14 protein-coding genes and 3 pseudogenes are annotated in these 18,188 nt (G+C 41.5%); 6 read left to right on the top strand and 11 right to left on the bottom strand.

The features are described 5' to 3' along the window. Positions 1-444 precede the first annotated feature (444 nt). From HWQ37_RS13965 to HWQ37_RS13925, 9 genes and pseudogenes are all read right to left on the bottom strand, one after another. Positions 445-1,149 carry a hypothetical protein gene (locus tag HWQ37_RS13965; protein WP_292748185.1) on the bottom strand — a complete coding sequence of 235 codons (705 nt, stop codon included), beginning with the start codon at positions 1,147-1,149 and terminating at the stop codon, positions 445-447. A 2-nt stretch (positions 1,150-1,151) separates the two neighbouring features. Continuing rightward, positions 1,152-1,619 carry a hypothetical protein gene (locus tag HWQ37_RS13960; RefSeq protein ID WP_292748184.1) on the bottom strand — a complete coding sequence of 156 codons (468 nt, stop codon included), beginning with the start codon at positions 1,617-1,619 and terminating at the stop codon, positions 1,152-1,154. A gap of 3 nt (positions 1,620-1,622) precedes the next feature. Beyond that, positions 1,623-2,633, bottom strand: coding sequence for a tyrosine-type recombinase/integrase (locus tag HWQ37_RS13955; protein WP_292748183.1), 1,011 nt, complete (start codon positions 2,631-2,633; stop codon positions 1,623-1,625). A 294-nt stretch (positions 2,634-2,927) separates the two neighbouring features. Next, positions 2,928-3,329: a four helix bundle protein gene (locus tag HWQ37_RS13950; protein WP_292748182.1), complete on the bottom strand. Its 402-nt coding sequence runs from the start codon at positions 3,327-3,329 to the stop codon at positions 2,928-2,930. A 506-nt stretch (positions 3,330-3,835) separates the two neighbouring features. Continuing rightward, entirely contained in the window at positions 3,836-4,663 is an 828-nt protein-coding gene (locus tag HWQ37_RS13945) for a TniQ family protein (protein WP_292748181.1), read from the bottom strand. Next, on the bottom strand, positions 4,653-5,783 hold the full coding sequence (locus HWQ37_RS13940) for an ATP-binding protein (RefSeq protein WP_292748180.1): 1,131 nt from the start codon (positions 5,781-5,783) through the stop codon (positions 4,653-4,655). Before HWQ37_RS13940 ends, HWQ37_RS13945 begins: the two co-directional genes overlap by 11 nt. Continuing rightward, positions 5,783-8,506, bottom strand: a complete 2,724-nt coding sequence (locus tag HWQ37_RS13935; RefSeq protein ID WP_292748179.1) for a TnsA endonuclease N-terminal domain-containing protein — start codon at positions 8,504-8,506, stop codon at positions 5,783-5,785. The genes HWQ37_RS13940 and HWQ37_RS13935 overlap by 1 nt, the downstream gene beginning before the upstream one ends. 208 nt (positions 8,507-8,714) lie before the next feature. Next, a pseudogene (locus HWQ37_RS13930) lies at positions 8,715-9,102 on the bottom strand (four helix bundle protein). Positions 9,103-9,440: 338 nt separating this feature from the next. After that, positions 9,441-9,734, bottom strand: coding sequence for a hypothetical protein (locus HWQ37_RS13925; protein ID WP_292748178.1), 294 nt, complete (start codon positions 9,732-9,734; stop codon positions 9,441-9,443). A 295-nt stretch (positions 9,735-10,029) separates the two neighbouring features. Here HWQ37_RS13925 and HWQ37_RS13920 point away from each other — a divergent pair, with 295 nt between their 5' ends. From HWQ37_RS13920 to HWQ37_RS13900, 5 genes are all read left to right on the top strand, one after another. After that, complete coding sequence (locus tag HWQ37_RS13920; protein WP_292748177.1) at positions 10,030-10,686, top strand: hypothetical protein; 657 nt, start codon at positions 10,030-10,032, stop codon at positions 10,684-10,686. A 465-nt stretch (positions 10,687-11,151) separates the two neighbouring features. Beyond that, the gene (locus HWQ37_RS13915) at positions 11,152-12,555 is read left to right on the top strand and encodes an aromatic ring-hydroxylating dioxygenase subunit alpha (RefSeq protein WP_292748176.1); all 1,404 of its coding nucleotides are present in this window, start codon (positions 11,152-11,154) and stop codon (positions 12,553-12,555) included. A gap of 22 nt (positions 12,556-12,577) precedes the next feature. Further along, on the top strand, positions 12,578-13,258 hold the full coding sequence (locus HWQ37_RS13910; RefSeq protein WP_292748175.1) for an SDR family oxidoreductase: 681 nt from the start codon (positions 12,578-12,580) through the stop codon (positions 13,256-13,258). Between the two features lie 100 nt (positions 13,259-13,358). Beyond that, positions 13,359-14,702, top strand: coding sequence for a glycosyltransferase (locus HWQ37_RS13905; protein ID WP_363318117.1), 1,344 nt, complete (start codon positions 13,359-13,361; stop codon positions 14,700-14,702). A 47-nt stretch (positions 14,703-14,749) separates the two neighbouring features. Further along, positions 14,750-14,941, top strand: a complete 192-nt coding sequence (locus HWQ37_RS13900) for a hypothetical protein (protein WP_292748173.1) — start codon at positions 14,750-14,752, stop codon at positions 14,939-14,941. Positions 14,942-15,043: 102 nt separating this feature from the next. Here the strand turns inward: HWQ37_RS13900 and HWQ37_RS13895 are convergent, their stop codons facing one another. Beyond that, the gene (locus HWQ37_RS13895; RefSeq protein ID WP_292748171.1) at positions 15,044-16,579 is read right to left on the bottom strand and encodes a cryptochrome/photolyase family protein; all 1,536 of its coding nucleotides are present in this window, start codon (positions 16,577-16,579) and stop codon (positions 15,044-15,046) included. A gap of 217 nt (positions 16,580-16,796) precedes the next feature. On the opposite strand from HWQ37_RS13895, the pseudogene HWQ37_RS13890 reads away from it, so the two are divergent. Next, positions 16,797-16,970 (top strand): annotated as a pseudogene (locus HWQ37_RS13890) (DinB/UmuC family translesion DNA polymerase); the annotation flags it as partial. A gap of 66 nt (positions 16,971-17,036) precedes the next feature. Here HWQ37_RS13890 and HWQ37_RS13885 read toward each other — a convergent pair. Beyond that, positions 17,037-18,131 (bottom strand): annotated as a pseudogene (locus HWQ37_RS13885) (cytochrome P450); the annotation flags it as partial. Positions 18,132-18,188 lie beyond the last annotated feature (57 nt).

The following is an 18,188-nucleotide window of genomic DNA, read 5'->3' as shown; positions in this document are numbered from 1 at the left end:
AAATAAAAGTATCTTACGGATAAGTTTTATTGATAAATTAGAAGATGTATATCAATCTTAAGGCATAGATCAACGAGTAGGGCAAATGCATCCAACCGACCTTCCATACCCTAAAGAAAGAACTCTTGCAAAAGTTTTTTGTGATATGATCCAGTCTTTGCCAATTTGCGATTAGGACTTTGATTATGTGAGAAGAAAAAGGACTTATACAAAACGTCTTGCACGCAAAATAATACAAAAGGTTTTAGAAAAAGATATTCACTGTAAATTAAGTCAGAATTCGGAATTGGGAAGTCGGAAGTGAATCAATACTTTTTGGGGAAAGGGGAAAGGGACTCATGGTAAAGGGAAAAAAACCTTATAGATTGGGACTTCTACTCCTTTTGCTCAAACCCAATTTTTAACCGAGTAGTATTGGGAAGTGAATTACCTCCGACTTCCGACTTATAAATGCTGTACAATGCCGTTGAAGATGTCCGAAGTTAGAGAGCTTTTCACCCAGACATTATGGTTATGATAAAAATCACCACGCTGTTCTAGTGTAAACCCACCCAGCAATAATCCCAACCAGACTTCTACCATCGGCATTTGCAACACACGTTGCAGTTTAACTAAAGAAATCTCATCTTTGACATTTATCAGGTAGTTAGCGATCGCACTCTGCCATTTTTCCACATCCTCATCTGATGCCAAATTGCGGACATCTTCTAAAGTTGTCACCTCATCAAGCATTGCCAAAACATTTGCTTTTTCAACAGGTGCTGCTACAGAATCACCCTCCTGGTTAGGAGATGAAAATTGGTGTGGACCATGTGGTTTAAAGGTTTGTGGTGTTTGCGGTTCAATCAAATCATCTAAATCTAGGTGCATTGTTGTCCGCACTAGACCAGCAAAGAGATCGGTGCTAACAACAGGCCCCAAAAGACTATTGCGATCGCGGGTATCTTGCAACAGCACTTCGGCACGAGACTTGAGAATATCCGCAATTTGAGTGAAGGCAAGCGCTGCGGTTAATAACTGTGCCTCTAAGGGTAGTTTTTCTAGCTCGGCATCTAAACATTCCCACATTGGTGCTAGTGTTGATGTCGCTGGAGATTCGGACAACTCATCAAGCACATCCCAAATTGTTAATTGGCGGTATGTGGTCATCTCTAGGATTCTGGATGTAACGGGCAGGGTCGTACTGGGCAGTAGCTTGAGGCAATCTCAAACATATCCTTATATTGATACAGTGAAACACTGTATTGTTTTGCAAAAGCCTGCAACACCTGATCTGTATAGGCGCGGATCTTGCCAGCCGTTAGTCCAAAGCAGTGAATTGGTTCCAGGCGACAAACAGGTTTTTGCCCCAGCCAGAGTTCTGCCGACATAGCGTGTAATGGTTTATCCCCTGGTTCTTTATACAAATACAGCACTGCAAAATATGTTGCTGGTGGTTCGACTGCGATCGCATCAATTTCTGCTGAATTATTCTGGGAGCGGTGGCGATAGAATGAGCGGCGATTGTGGCATACAAGAGGATTCCAACATCCATCCCCTGCTGTTCCATGTAAAACTTTAGCTTGGGCAGTTGGTAACTTGGCGCATAACTGACATTTGGGATCAAGTGGCTTGGGCATACCTTACTCCGCTTCTTCGCCAATCGCACGATAGTAAGCAGCGATCGCCGCCTCTTGTTCACTCCGTAAAGTATAGCGCCGAAACGCTTTCTCACTTTGATGTCCCGTTAGCTTACGCGCATGGCTGGGGTCAACTCCCAATAGCAATAAATCAGTAGCGTAGGTGTGACGAAAGGAGTGAGGATGTAAATCCTCAATGTGAGCTATTTCACCGATTTTTTCCACAGCGAAGTAAATGCCGTGATAACTCAAGCGTTCACCCTTGTATGAAGCATGGTGTGAAATCATCAATGGGCTAAGGCTGGACAACACCTCTCCTTGCTGTGAGCGCAATTGTAAATAATCTGCCACGACTTCTCGGCTTTCTTTTCGCAGTGGCACTAAGCGTGGTTCATTGGTTTTGGTGTCCGGTAAAAACAGCAGCTTGCCATCAAATGACCCAACATTTAGCTGCACAACTTCCCCAGCCCGGAGTCCATGACTGAGAATGTGAAGCAGTGCTGTATCCCGTTGCTTTGTTTCTCCCAGCAATTCCAACGCTGACCAAACCTGTTCCATCTCTTCTGGGGTTAAACTCTGGGCTGGTGGCAGGGGCACTTTTTCCAGCTTGATCCCCAGTGTCGGATTAGCAGTAATAATTTCAGGATACGTGTAACACATCCATTTGAAAAAGCTTTTGAGTGCCGCAATTGAGGCATTGATGCTGCTTTTTGAAAGGGGATTACCTGCGTCAGTCCGCAGTTCATCCCGCAGGTACTCTTTATATAGTGCAAGGTGACGTGGGCGTAGCTCATGATAGTGCAGCTCACTCCACGCCAAAAACCGCTTCAGTTCGCGTTCGTAAAGCTTGCGGCTGTTGGGTGCGAGATTGTTGCTGCGTAAAAATTCCAGTACTTTTACCCACCGAATATCGGTTGGTGGTCTTGTACTAGCCGTGCGCCCAGTCAGCAATGCTGTTTCAGCGTTCAGAGGAATGAGTTTAATCGGAGGCAACGAATCTGCGTTATAGTTCATTCTTTTCTTCAAAAGTCTTCAAAAGTCTTCAGAAGTCGGAAGTCGGAAGTCGGAAGTCGGAAGTAAGAATGTGTAACCTAGCTAGGGGGTATCGCTTTCGAGTTCATAGTACTTGTAAATTCTGAGTCCTTATCTCTTGCAACCACTATCTTTTTACTGCGAAGTTTATTGCCATTTAATCTCTCTTTAATTTTGCGAGTAGAAGCAACTCAATTGAAGTCGGAGGTCGGAAGTCGGAAGTCGGAAGTAGAAAATAGTGATGAGGAACTGGCTTTTGAGTTAAATAACTAAGGTTTAGTTGCGCTCTGTGGCATCCAACTTTGAAAATTTATTCTCATTTAATCTATTCTTAATTTTGCGCGTAGAGGCTACAAGTATCTTCACTATCTCATCTGCTTCTTTAAGTAATGACTCAAATTTAGATTTCTCAACGACTTCTGATTCAATTAAAATCTCTAACCAGTATTCAGTTTCGCGTGCTTCTTTCAAAGCAATTTCCATTTTATGCAAAAAATCTTTATCAGACTGAGCCGAACGAGATTCATGCACGTTAGCACCAATGCTCGTACCAGAACGTAACAGTTGCTTTGATAATGTGCGGCAAACGCCCGCTTTTTCATCAAGAAAGCTACAAGCCTTAATGATTCTGATCGCAAACGCTTTAGTCCTGTCAGTAATACTAATGTCTTTATCCATACTTATACCCGATGTACTTTATCTTTCTTTATTCTTACTTCCGACTTCCGACTTCCGACTTCCGACTTCAACCATAATACCTGATCGCGGATACAAAATAAGATACCCTTATCTTTTATCCGACTAAAAATACGATAAAAACTACTTTCCCCAGCAAAGAGGCAGGGGAGCAGTGTGACTTACACCATAAGTTGTCCGTTACGGACAGCTTATGGTTGAAAATTATGTGACTTAAAGGTACATATTGCCGAAAATTAAAGGATAAGCTTGCCGAACCTAGAGCCTGACTGCTTTTGTGGTCAAATGCCCGTTTTGCAAGAGTGCGATCGCCACCGAAAAAGGCGGTTACGCCATCGCAAAGCACAAAAATGCTCACATTGCCTACATTTAGCGTGAAACTCGCGGCAAACTTATTCTTTAATGAGATTCGACCAATAATTTAGAATTAATCGAAATAATAATGCTTTCAGCCTTTAGTGCGGCAATACGTACCTTTAAGTCACAAATTATCCAAAGTTTGTAGGCGGCAAAAATTGTGACGGTTCTTTAGCAACCAGATCCTCGACATCATCGAACCACATAAACTGCCAAGTCAGTCTGTCTCTGCGATGAGAGGAAACATCTCCTATCAACAGATGCCGCCATGAATTTTCTGAGTTTTCTGCCACTACCTGTTCATCAAGGTTTTGGTTGATTCTAAAACCACCTAACCATAAATGACAGCTTGAGCAATATCCTGGGCGAGAACACCTAGTCAATGGTGGAAATTGCTTGTCACAGTGAGGACACTGCTCAATCAGAGTTTGATGTTCGTGGTGGGGGCAAAATTTGATTGTGTTGACTAACCACAGCAGTGGATTGTAGATGATTCGATTCTGGGTACGCCAACTGGTGTAACACAATGGACACCAAGCTTGGTACAAGCGCAGAAAACTAAACTCAAAGGTCAAACTTGCCCACTTTAGAGGTGACAAATTAGCTAAATCTCGACGTAAAGTTAACTCTTCAAGAACCTGAATTAGAGTTTTAGCAAAAATACCTCTGATTTCATTTGCAGCTGCTAAAGAGTGGTGAATTCCAAAAAAATTATTAATGATGTCTATGGGACTTGTCTGAGACATTTTTTGCCCCATCAAGGGAAGAATCTGAGACAAAATTAATTGTTCGGTAGTAGTAGAATGATGTTCAGCAAGACGAGCTACATACCCGCTCAAGCTTTCTACGTAGATTGTACCAATGCCAATAGGTTCTAAAGGGAACAACCGACTACGTTGTGGAATAACTGGTTTTTCTAAGTTCCACAACTCGTAATTAGTATAATGATTAACTAACATCTAGATTAATGCCTACAGTATCTCTTTTAGCAAGACGCTTTCCGACACGGCCCCTTTTCACAGGTGGCTGGCTTAAATCTTCAGGTGCTAAAGTTTCGATTTGAGTTTGTATTTGATTTCCTACCTCGTTACGCCAACGCTGTTCTCCAGCTTTTGCCTCTTGTTGAATTTGTTCACGTCGTGAAGAAGAGTACTCGTTATGTTGAATATGCTTCCAACTTAAGGTCAGGGCATTGTCTGCCAACGCAGTTCGTAAAGCTCTTGTTAACCAAGTTTTGAGGATACCAATACAACCCAACGAATAATCCAAAATATACTCGTACTTTTCTACCAGAGATGGTTCTTCAATTAATGGTAAATGCGTTTGGAATGTTTGAAGTATCCGAATAAATTCAGTTACATCTTCTTTGCTATCTGAACAATAACGAGGTAAATGAATGTCCTCACTGCGTCGGCTGACTTGACCACTAAGACGGCAACAGTTCAGCAAATCATAAGTACCAAATAAAATATGTACAGTACCAGTAATATTGGCAATAGATTTTATCCAGTTCATCTGGTGTAACATTTGCTTCCCACCAGCTAGCATTACTAGGTGTTGAGCTTCGTCTACCATTAATGCTGTCAGTTGATGATGCCGCATAGCTTGTTCTAAAGCACGACGTACAATATCAGAACTTTTGGAAGCAAAGTATGTGGTAGAAGCAATTGCATGATTTTGGAAATTAGGTTTACTGTTCGTAGTGCTTAAAGTTACTGAAAGCTGTTCCAAAGATTCTAAAACCCTTAAGTAGTAATCCTTGTAATTAAACTTTCCACCTTCTGCTGGAATTGCTTCTATTCCTGCAACTGGAATTTGGCAGGTATTGTGACTCATGGATGTTAATGCCTCTTCCAATAACAGTTTTTCGGCTCGCAGCCTTAAAGTCGTTTTGCCCACACCTGCCGGTCCAACAACAAACAGAACACAAATATCTGTTTGTTGTTGAAGATTGATTAATAAAGCATCTAAAGCTTGCCTTAAACGTAAATGCCCAACTGTAATGTTATGAAAATAGTCCAACCGCTCTGTTGAGGATTTTGTTAGCAATTCTTGTGGAAATGGACGTTGGAAATTCATTACCACAGCTCCTGTTGAGAGTACGGTTGGATTCGCCTGGGATTAATTTCTTGAGCCTCTAATTTATTTGGCAGTCTTAGTTCTTCTGTAATATTATTTTTAATGTCGGCTAAATCTTCTTTAACAACAGATTGTGCTTGTTTCACTATTTTAGAAGACACAATTTGACGAACTCCAGTTGCTGCAAAATCTCGTAATCGTTGTATTTGTAAAGTCTCTTGAGCTTCGGCTGATTCTAGATACTGTGCTAAGTCCTTAGCCTTAATTGTGACTTTCTGGTTGTACTGCTTTTTCTGCTGACGTATTTCAATGCTAGCAAGCCGAATTTCTCGTTGGGAATGTCCTTGTAACGATGAATAATGTTGTGAAATACAACGCACCCAAGCATTTTTGACATAGGCATAAGCCGTACCCACATCCCAGGGATCATATCTAATAGGTACTTGGGTTCCTTCAACTTCAGGATGGAGAAAAGAATCATCTATTGACCAGTAGTAAATATGATTAACTTTTACCCCAAGCTTTGGTACAACTTTGGCACTTCCTTTTGGAGTTGATGGCAAAGTAAAAATCTGAAAATTTTCATCATTAACAATTCTTTGACCAAAGCGCATTCCACTTTGAGTTAGCCCCTTTTCAAATGCAACACATGGTGATTGTCCTAGTGCAGGATGTTCTCTCTGGTCATAAATGACATAAATATATTCACAAAAATACTCATATATTTCCGGTAACGTCCATACAGCTTGTGCTTTTGGATTATTCGTCTTATTCACTAAGCGAATTTGCTTTGTAATTTGGGTGTTTCCTTTCAGGTTGTAGAAGAATTCAGTATGACTGGTGCCAAAAAAACGTTCAATTATTGAACCAAATCTAGGACTAGCAACAGGGCGTTGTTTCTTTATACAACCAAATGCTGCTAAAAGAGTTTCAAAGTAAATACTGCCAAATTCTACACCGTTATCTACTACCAAAGTTTCTGGTAACCGTCCTAGTCTCTGCACGCAAATTCGTAACACCATCATGCAGGAGCGATAGGACGGCGGGTCAAAAGTTAAATAGATAGCTAAAATACGCCGGGAGAAAGCATCAATCAAAACGGTTGCCCAAGGTCTACCCAAACAACATCCTGTCCTTTGGCAAACTAACTCAATATCTAACTCGGTATGGTCAATGTGACAAATTTCAAAGGGACGACTTCCGTGGCAAGGTGTCGAGAACGTTAATTCATGATAAAACGAGCTTTTTTGGTAAGCTGCCCGATTGCCTTGCCTCTTACGAGTTTGTCTATGATCTGCTCTACTGTTGATGCGCTTGTAAAACGTAGTACGGCTGGGGCAAGGGTCTGTTTTTCCCGCTTTTTCCCACTCTCTTGCCAGAATACCGTAAGTTGTCAGTTTATTTCTCTGTTTAAAATTCTCGTAATGCTGCTCAATAATTTTATCGATGAACTCCCAAGTTTGATCTGAAAATCGCTCAACACGGTTTCCTTTGTCTTTACGATTTGGCAACAAACCAATGTAACCCCAACCATAGGTTTCCTCTGCGGAATGATATTTTGCTTTCCATCTGCGAATTGTTCGCTCAGACACAGGACTATTGGTTGGCGGATCTTTATGCAGATATGGTTCAATGATTTTCTGGCGGTAGTTAGCTACGGCTAAGTCTTCTGGGCTAGCGCATTTTAGCTGTTCCCAAATTTGAGTTGATTTTACTCCTTGAGCTTCAATGCCAGTAATTTCTTTTTGTGAAATTAGTGTTTCAAAGTCTGTATGGCTTAACCCAATTAGATGATTTTCACCTTGCAAAACAATTTTTTTCTCTCCAATCTGAATTACAGATAAACTTTTTCCATCCCAGAACACTGTTGCACCAACCGCCACATCAATCTGTTGCCCCTTATCAAGGGTGGCAGCAGCCTTTTTAGACATGATTAAGTTATAAGCTTCTGCTACCTGCTGGCTACTAAACAGATGAACTTTTTCTGGTTCACTCAACTCTATGCCTTTCAAATCTACATATAACTGCTTTGTTGCAATCAAGGCATAAATATCATCTACCCAACTGGTACTTGTTGATGAGAGTAATTGTTTCAGGGTCATCCCCGGATTAGCTGTAACAGATTCAATAATTTTTGTCCTTGCTTCTGGATTAACTATATTCTCTTGGCTCAAGTAAACTCTGAGAAACTGATGGTTTCGGTAAGCAATCCAGTTTATTTCCTGATCTGTACGAAGGTGATAGTAAAGCCCCAATGATTGAACTTTAGTTTCTACCGGTGGAGCCTGCCATTTACCATTTTCGTTTTGTTGATACCTTGTGGGTTGTTTGTGAGTGAGTGTTTTGAGACGTTCGCTAGTTTTCCATTCTTCAAACCCTGCACAGTTATGCCGAATCACTAAGAAATCAGGAATATGACTCGTCACCACCCTACGCCCGCTTTTCGACTCAAATGATATGCTTAGACGAACTGGTTGATCATAGTACTCCAGAACATCTTCGTCGTTTTCGTACTCTACGATCGCAGGCAATTCTACTTTGTGGGACTCAAACTGAATCGTTTTTCCCATTTTGTGGCTTGGGTAGCTACCACAAACATTTTTCGCCCCGCCACCTACTTTCCTTACAGGCTCCGAACAACGGATTTGCTGTACAAATTCTTTTGTCGTCTCTGGTAAACCGAGCCGATGACACCATTGTTCAAATTCTTGGTCACTGAGCATACAGAAATCTGTAACTTTCGGACTGTTTATGCTTGAATAATGAACTTTCGGTCACTTTATCATTTCAAAACACTACTTTTACTGTTCGGCTACTAAACGTAATAATCCGCTTTTGGACTTCTACTGCGGACAACTTATGGTTTCAAAAACGGACAGCTTATGGTGTAAGTCACAAGCAGGGGAGCAGAGGGGCAGAGGAGAAAGAATCCTAACGTTTCATTAACCAAGGTGTTGGGTTGGCAATCATATTTACTAGACCACCTAAAATTTGGTTGTAAGTTCCATATAGTTCTCTACCTGATTCGACAGAGAGATAGTTACATTTAACAGCGAACTCAATCCAAGTCTGAGTTTCAGCAGCTTCGGACTCGCAATCATTCAGTTTCGCTGACATTTGCTGCCTCATAACGACGTTTTCGCCAAGCCTCTGCCATATTTGCACACACAGAACGGGACGAGCGGCGAATCTGATCGGTTAATGAATAACGCTCCTCAACAGGAAACTTTTTGGAGAGTTCAAAGATTTTCATGGCGGCATCGAAAGCCATTTGATAAACTTTCAAGTCTTTATGACTTTTAATCGGTTCTTTCTCCATCTCCTCTGCCCCTCTGCCCCTCTGCCCCTCTGCCCCTCTGCTCACTACTTTTCCAACATGCGATCGCTGACTGAGCATATTGGCAACGAGAATAGAAACTATTGCGCTGCCGATGAATTTTGGTTATCCCTGGTATCGCTTGTAATGCGTAAGTCAAGCAATATACAGGTGAAGTGCTAACTTCTAGTTATAATTAGCCGTAACTTATTATAGGCACAATTAACTATAGCTTTGACTGAGTGCAAAGATAGTTTACAAAAGTTGCTCAGGCGGCAATACTGCGTGGATAACTGCAACCGCCTTGATGCAGAACCGTCTGGGAATACAATTTGTCTGCTTTAATTACAAAAATCATCTACCCGAATATCTCGCCAGACATCAGACACTTGCCAGCCGGAATTTCCCACCGATTGTACTGGAGGATTGTCAAGGAATGGAACATAGTCAGGAACTCTAGGCTCTGAAATTGCTACTGGTTTCTCCTCAACCTCAACTACAGGGGCAGTAGAATTGTCAGTATTAGCTTCAAGAAGTTGGTCTTCTGCCTCCTCGATTAACTTCATCTGTCTCAGGGTAAGCTTGTCGGATTTTTTGATGATTTTTTTTGCATCTGTATCATTAGAAGTTTTCATTGGCTGTTCCCTCGAAGGCATTGGCTTAAAATTTGAATGACACAGTAGATTTGTAGAAATTCGGGTGTTAATAAAAAGTACGGAATTAACACTCTACAGCAAATTTATGGAAAATACGAGTCCCTTACTTAGGAATTTAGCAATTATCTGGCAAAAAAGCAGCACCAAAGATGTTTTAAGTAAATCGGTAGAGCGATTGAGCTAAGTCTCGTCAGTTTGATGGATGCCTTAAAGTGCTGAAACTGGTGAAATTGTTAATCAAGAAAACGTTTAATTTAAAACTTGTAGAGTATTTATGATACAAATACCAATCGTCCGTCAAATCCTATTAGATCCCGATAGTGGATTGATACCATATCTTAGCGAACAACTTCAAACACAGAGATTTTCCCATTTTAAGGCTCAGTTTGGTTTTCATGTAGATGAGTATTGTACGCAAGTTACCTCTAATGATGATTCTTCACAAATACAAACGAAACTTTTGTTCACTCTCAAGTTATCGATTGTTATAGATAGCCAAACTGCCTCTTCGGAGGCGACGTTACACGCTCTTGAGTTTCAAGAATTGCTAGATGCACAAATTATTAGATGGAGCCAGGACAACGAAAAACTGCTTAAACCAATCTCAGAAATTAAAGGGGCGCTCAGTCAACTATTAGAAATACCGTTCCACGGTGGTTATGTTCCAGGTTTTGAAATTACGAGGCAGTTTTATCTAATTTATACTGCTGGTACTACAGGGTTAAGCCAATCAGAGGAGCCTCAATCTTCATTGCATAGTCCAGGCGAACGCACTCCCGTTAGCGGACAGTACGAAGTAATCAATTCTAATGGAAAAGGCACAGGGCTAGAGGTAACATCAATTAGTGGGCATCCGTTTCCTCCGACGAGTGAACCTGACCAATCATATAGGTTAGTTGACTCTACGAAGCACAAAAACTCTAATAAGTAGCAGATCGAAGCTTTGGCTATCTGATTAACTATAGTTATGATGTTTAATTCCATATTGATATCGGCGGATACAGCGCTTCCGGCTATTATGCAATACAGTTTTCCTCTTGCCCCTGGACTATCATAGCTGCCGGAAGTGCTGTAATGGCAGTGAAAGCCAAATGCAGTGTTTAAATTTATACGCCATCAATAAATTTAGTTGCTCTGTAACCTCAATTAATCAATTTTCAATTACGTCTACAATTGCGTTAGCGCAGCCTTAGCGACGTTCGCGTAGCGTCTCGCAGAGAAGGAGCGTCACTGCGAATTGTGAATTGTTCGGTCAGTGTTTACCAATAGCATATTATCTGCCGTCTTAGTGGCTATTCATAAAATCAAGAATGGAAATGCGATCGCCATACAGCCAATGTTCATACTAGCTAAAATAAATCTGAGAGTGGGCAATAAAAGTTAATAAACATCAAAAATGCTTGAGAAAGAAGTGAACGTCAGAGATAGTTTTCACTCAAAACAGCCTGGGGGCGGCAGCGATCCAAATAGTTTTGATTGTAAAGAGGCATGGTATCCCATCCATTACCTAGAGGACTTAGACAAATCAAAACCAACCCCTTTTACAGTGTTGGGAAGAGATATTGTAATTTGGTGGGATAAACTTGCCCAATCTTGGAGAAGCTTTGAAGACCAGTGTCCTCATCGTTTAGCACCGTTGTCCGAAGGCAGGATTAGTGACGATGGGCTGTTGGAATGTCCCTATCACGGTTGGGCTTTTTCTGGCGATGGAAATTGTCAAAGGATTCCTCAACAGGTCGAAGGTGGAACAGCAGAGACATCAAAACGAGCTTGTGTGGTATCATTGCCAACTATTGAAAAACAAGGGCTGCTATTTGTATACGTTGGTGAATATGAAAATGCTGCCAAAACCGAAGTTCCAATAATTGAACCATTAGAAGAATCTCCAGAAGGATGGGTTGTAATTAATACATTTAGAGATGTACCTTATGATGCATTAACACTGCTAGAAAATATACTAGATCCTAGCCACATATCCTTTACACACCATAAAACGGTAGGAAATAGGGCAAATGCGGCACCTTTGGAGCTTGAAGTGATTGAATCTGGAAAACATGGATTCAAAGGGATTTGGAAACAAGGTTTGAAACCAGGGCAATCAGGAGAGTTATCTACAACCTTCGTCGCTCCAAGTTTAATGTGGCATGACATCAACTCCCAGCGCGGCAGAATTCTAACCGTTGTTTATGCTACACCCATACGTAAAGGAGAATGTCGTGTATTTGCACGTTTTCCTTTTAAGTTTCCTGATAAACTTCCAGGTTGGTTTATTAAGCTCAGACCGCGTTGGTATTACCACATTGGACAAAATGGTGTTTTAGAAGACGATCAAATTTTTCTCCACTATCAAGAAAGGTATCTTGAAGCTAAAGGAGGTAGCGCGAACTTTACTAAAGCCTTTTACCTTCCAACCAAAGCAGATAGTTTTGTATTTGAGTTGCGTCAGTGGGTAAACCAATATAACGCTGAACCGTTTGGCAAAGAGACTTTTTCTCCTCCATTGGCAAAGTCCGTGCTGCTGGAGAGATATCATTCTCATACAGAAAAATGTGCCAGTTGTAGCTCGGCGCTTTCTATTATTGAGCGATTGAGATTTGGGAGTGGAGTTGCAACAGTATTTACTTTGGCTTGGATTCCAATGCTTTTTTTATTTTTTCAGACAACATCAGTTGTAGTAGTTGTGATTGAAACTCTAGCTCCCTTAATCTTTGCACTAGCATGGATGGGACTTAGTAAATTGGTTATTCAGTTTTATGATGGACGAACCATACCTCCACGAAACCGACCGGAAAAAAACTGAAATCTAATAATAACAGAAAAATATGAATAAGCTCATCTTAATTACAGGCATAAGTAAAGGTCTAGGTTATGCAATGGCTGAGGGTTTTATTCAACAGGGACATACTGTTATTGGTTGCGCCCGTTCATCAGATGCTATTGATAAAATACGCCAGAAATTTAGTGCTATCAACGATTTCACATCTGTAGATGTGGCAAATGAACCGCTTGTAAAAAAATGGGCCCAAGACGTACTTCAAAAATATTCACCGCCAGATATAGTGATAAATAATGCGGCAATTACCAATTATCCAGCACCTTTGTGGGAAATACCATCTGAAGAATTTTCTGATCTGATAGATATCAATATCAAAGGAGTAGCGAATATAATTCGCCATTTCGTACCAGCAATGGTGAAAAAGAAACGGGGTATTATTGTTAACTTTAGTTCTGGCTGGGGACGTTCGACTTCACCCCAAGTTGCACCATATTGTGCTTCCAAGTGGGCAATAGAAGGATTAACTCGTTCTTTGGCACAAGAATTGCCAACTGGTATGGCAGCTATACCCCTCAATCCGGGGATTATTCATACAGATATGCTTTCTATTAGCTTTGGAGAAGAAGCTGCTAATTATACACCTGTGTCCGATTGGGTATTGAAAGCTGTTCCGTTTATTCTCAATTTAAAACCCAAAGATAATGGGATTCCTTTGACCATTTCATGAAATTGGTCATGCGTGAATTGTTTTGACCAGTTACGAAAAAACGGGCTGATCTAAACTGTATTGGTTTATCGCCCAGAGGCACAGGAAATTAGTACAATTTTTGAATCATTACGTTTTCAGCAGGAAAAAGCATTTGAGCCAAAGTCTACCTATAGCACCAAGCCGGAAACTGAAGATTACGATCCTAACAGTAGGTTCAAGGGGAGACTTGCAACCATACTGCGCTTTGGCTATTGGCTTGAAACGTGCTGGACATGAAGTAACCGTAGCAACCCATGAGAACTTTGAGTTATTTGTGAGGAAGTTCGATTTAAAGTTTGCGGCGATCGCTGGCAATATGGAAGAGTTTTTGCAATCGAAACAAGGGCAGCGATTGATAGCGGGAGAAAAGTTGAAAAAAGAAGAAGGAGATAAGCTTTTACTTCAACAGTTGGAATCAGCTTGGAGTGCGTGTCAGGGAAGTGAGGTAATTATCTACACGCCGTTAGCTACCTTTGGATATCACATCGCAGAGAAATTAGGCGTACCCTGCTTTTTTGCATCAGTTTTGCCGTTGAGTCCTACAGGGATGTTTGGGTTTTTGAGATTTGCTCAAATAACTAAAAACCCGCTAAAGAAAGCGATCAACTATGGCAGCTACTTACTAGTAGAGTTTTTGCACTGGCAAAGATATCGAAAATTGCTCAATCACTTCAGAACAGAGACTTTGAAATTGCCGCCTCTACCATATTTCGGCAGACGCTTCAGACAGAAGACTCCGGCAAATGTATCACGAATCCCTGTATTGTACGGGTTTAGTTCGCACGTCATCCCAAGACCCCGTGACTGGCCTGCATGGGTGTATGTAACTGGTTTTTGGTTTATTGACCAAGCCTCCGAATACGAGCCACCTCTGGAACTAGAGGATTTTCTGGGACGAAAGCAATTGCCTTTGTGTTTTGGATTTGGGAGCATGACGATGCCGAATCCAGAATATCTCACACATTACATCGTGGAAGCCTTAAAGAAAACCCATCAAGGCGGGATTATATTATCAGGCTGGGGTAACGTTGGAAGAACGGTGAATATAAAAGATTCGCTACGAGTGTTTGTGATCAAGGAAGTTCCGCATGATTGGTTATTTCCTCAAGTGCCAGCAGTAGTACATCACGGAGGAGCTAGTACAACTGCGGCAGTGTTACGTGCTGGGACACCATCAGTTACCGTACCTTTTTTTGCAGATCAGCCAGTTTGGGGAGAAAAGCTAACTCGGTTGGGAGTCAGCCCTGCGCCGATACCGTACAAGAAGGTGTCAGAAAAAACTTTAGCAGCAGCAATTGAAGTAGTACTGGGTGATGAGGTCATGCGGTGTAAAGCCCAGGAGTTAGGCCAGAAGATTAGGGATGAGGATGGTGTGGCGAATGCTGTTGAAGTTTTCCATCGCCATCTAGGTTTGATTGGGTGAGAAATTGCAGACAATTAAATCATCACACCCACCCACAACAACAGTAAATGTCCCAAGTTAAAGTTGATACCGTACTCTGTGTCAACAGCAGTGTCCTAATGGTTTTTTACACGCCAGGGCATTGCTGGCAGTTTCGGATTATCAGCCGGACAGGTGGCATATTCGGGGAACAAAAGATTTTTTACACGGCGGAGGCAGCGTTGCGGATGGGGTTGGAGTGGTTGCGGGATGAACGGTGATGAGTGCGTATATGCGATCGCCTTCCTTGTCCCTTGCCACAACCACCCCTCGAAAGCCTATGATTGCCAGCCTGGAATAATTGCGAATATTATTTTACACTATTAATTAACGGTTTCTGATTGTGTGGTGTGCCAATCTGAAGCCTTAGAACGGATTATTTGAAGCTCATCAAAAGAGATTCGCTCTAAGTTACGCAAGATTTGAGTCATGCGTGGCTGGTTTTTAAGCAAGTCATAATGACGAGCCAGAAAGTCCCAATAAAAAAAGTTGAAAGGACAAGCATTATCCGTACTGCGCTGGCGATGGTTATAAGCACAATTTTTACAATAGTCGCTCATATTGTTGATGTAGTTAGCAGAAGCAGCATAAGGCTTAGATGCAATCATTCCACCATCAGCAAACTGCCCCATGCCAATGACATTGGTTTGCATTACCCAATCGTAGCCATCAATAAAAGCAGCATGAAACCAGTCTTCAAGTTCTTGGGGGGAGATACCTGCTATCATTGCAAAGTTGTTCAACACCATCAACCGTTGAATATGATGAGCATAACCTATTTGTTTAACCTGAGTAAGAATTTGGTGCAGACAATTCATCTGTGTATCGCCAGTCCAATAAAAAGCAGGCAGTGGATGAGTGTGGTTAAACCAGTTACGTTCTGAATAGTCATCATCTAGGTAAACATAAACACCGTGCATATACTCTCGCCAGCCAAGCACCTGACGGATAAAGCCTTCAATGCTGTTTAGCTCCCAGTCGCTGCTATTGTTTAAATATGCAAGTTCTGCCGCCTGAACAACTTCCAAGGGATGAAGCAATCCAATGTTGAGATAAGGCGAAAGCATCGCGTGCCACATTGTCTGTTCGCCAGTCACCATCGCGTCCTGGTATGGCCCGAATGAAGACAAACGTGTTTCGATAAAAAACTTCATTACTTGTAGTGCTTGCTGTCGCGTTACACCCCAGCCGAAGGGTTCAAGGAGCCAGTAACTTTGATTGTCCTGGAATGCCTCTGATTGCTTAATGAAGTCAATTACATCTTGTGTAATTGAGTCTGGTTCAAACCATAAAGCTTCGGGTAAGGTCAGTTTGCCTTTTGGTGGTTTGCGATTTTGTTTGTCAAAGTTCCATCGACCACCAACAGGTTGGTTGCCGGACATAAGAATGTTGAACCGCTTTCGTCCCTGGCGGTAAAAGTCCTCCATGATTAGGCGTTTGCGTCCACTTGCCCAGTCAATGAACTCCTGATCACTCCAGATAAAACGGTTATTTGGTGTAAAAGTGACTTGAATTGTCAAGTTTAACTTTTGAATTAATGTAGCAAAAGGGCGATCTGTTGGAGTCATCACCCGCAGTTCGGTAATTTGGTATTGCTCAATCCATTGGAGTAAAGGTGTATTGAAGTCTTGGCTTTGAGCGTATGTTACTGGGAAGCCAAGCGATCGCAATTCGGCAGCAAAGTGACGCATGGCTGACCAGACCAATACCAGTTTTTGCAAGTGATAAGGAAGTTGCCCTGCATGGGCAAGAGATTCGATAAAAATCACAGGAGTCTGTTGGTGTTGTTGTAGGCAACTCTCTAGCGCTGACTGCCCAGCCCAAAGTTGATCTCCGAGAACCCAAACACCAATAGTCATGCCTTTGCTCCCTCTGATACCGTGCGTTGGCAACGTGATGACAAAATGCTACTCAATCAAGTGTAACTTTATTGCTACAAAAACTTTCTCAATGAAAAAGCAGATGAAAGCCCAAAACTCGCTCTAGTGCTAATGTACTATTGGAGTGAGAAATTTCTCAAATATATCGAATCACAAATTAAAGAGAGAATAGTCGTTCTCGCCGCTTGGTAGAAATGGTAATACTTCAAAAACAATTTTTGAGATAGCCAAAGCGCTGTTTGAGTCGATTGACTTGGAGAATCGCAGTATTAGGTTGCTGGGGATTTCGTTATCTAATCTGGATAATGCCAAACAGACCCAAGTGATTCAATTGCCGTTATTTGAGAATGCAGATATCACTTGGGAGTGATTGACTTAGTTCTATTTTTATGGGTCTACCTAAAACAAAAATCTATTACACTTCAAGGGAAGTATTTCAAAAATTGAAAGCAACAGGCATTGATTTCATGCCCCTCAAGGAAGGGTTTTCATACCATTCAATCTGATCTGTATCTAACCGCAGATTAGGCAAGCGTTGGACAATGGTATTTATAGCTATTTGTGCCTCAAGTCTGCCGAGGGATGCGCCGAGGCAAAAGTGGGTTCCTTTGCCAAAAGCTAAATGTGGGTTTTGTGAACGTGTAATATCTAATTTGTCGGGATTGAAGAATTGCTCAGGGTCACGGTTAGCAGCACCAATCGCTAGAAATAGGCGCTGCCCTTGGCGAATTTGTTGACCATTGATTTCGAGATCGGTAAGTGCTATGCGGGCTTGCCGTTGTACTGGGCTATCGTAGCGCAAAAACTCCTCCACAGCAGTTGTGATTAAGGAAGGGTCATTCTTTAACTTTTGCATCTGACTGGGATTTGCGAGTAAAGCAAGTAAGCCATTAGCAATTAAGTTAGTGGTAGTTTCATGGCCTGCAAAGGTTAAGAAAACACAATTTGATAAAATTTCTTCGTCTGAGAGTGAATTTTCTTTCTCTTGTGCAAAGATGAGGCTACTTATGAGATCATCTTGGGGTTGACAACGACGTTCTTCCAGTATGAAGTGGAAGTATTGTTTCATTTCCAGAATACTTTTTTTAGCATTAGTCAAAATTTCTGTGTCCATACGGAACAGTCCAAAAAATTTAGCTAAATCTGATGACCATTTCTTAAACTGTTCGTAGTCTTCGGAATTTGCACCCAGCATTTGTGCAATAACGATTGCAGGTATTGGGTAAGCTAAATCATGAATAATATCTATGTTACCCCGTTTATAAATACTATCGATAAGTTGGTTTACTAAAGAGTGAATACTGGGTGCCATACTGCCAATAATATGAGGAGTGAATGCTTTATTAAATAGCGTGCGTAGACGTGTGTGTTCTGGGGGGTCGCAAAACAGCATCCACTTTGATAAACTTTCCAAAAGTGGAAATATATTCTGTTGCTCTAATTGGGATAATTTGCTAATTGGCGGACGTTTAGCCGAAATCCGTTTGTCTTGCATTGCAAATGCAACGTCCTGATAACGCATCAGATACCAGCTAGGGTGTTGACTCTAAGGGTTTTAAGGTGGTAAATTTTCATGCAATAAGTACGT

It is taken from the genome of Nostoc sp. NMS4, from assembly GCF_017115095.1.
Taxonomy (GTDB): domain Bacteria; phylum Cyanobacteriota; class Cyanobacteriia; order Cyanobacteriales; family Nostocaceae; genus Nostoc.
Note: the sequence above shows the minus strand (reverse complement) of the source record. Positions and strands in the feature narration are given on the sequence as shown.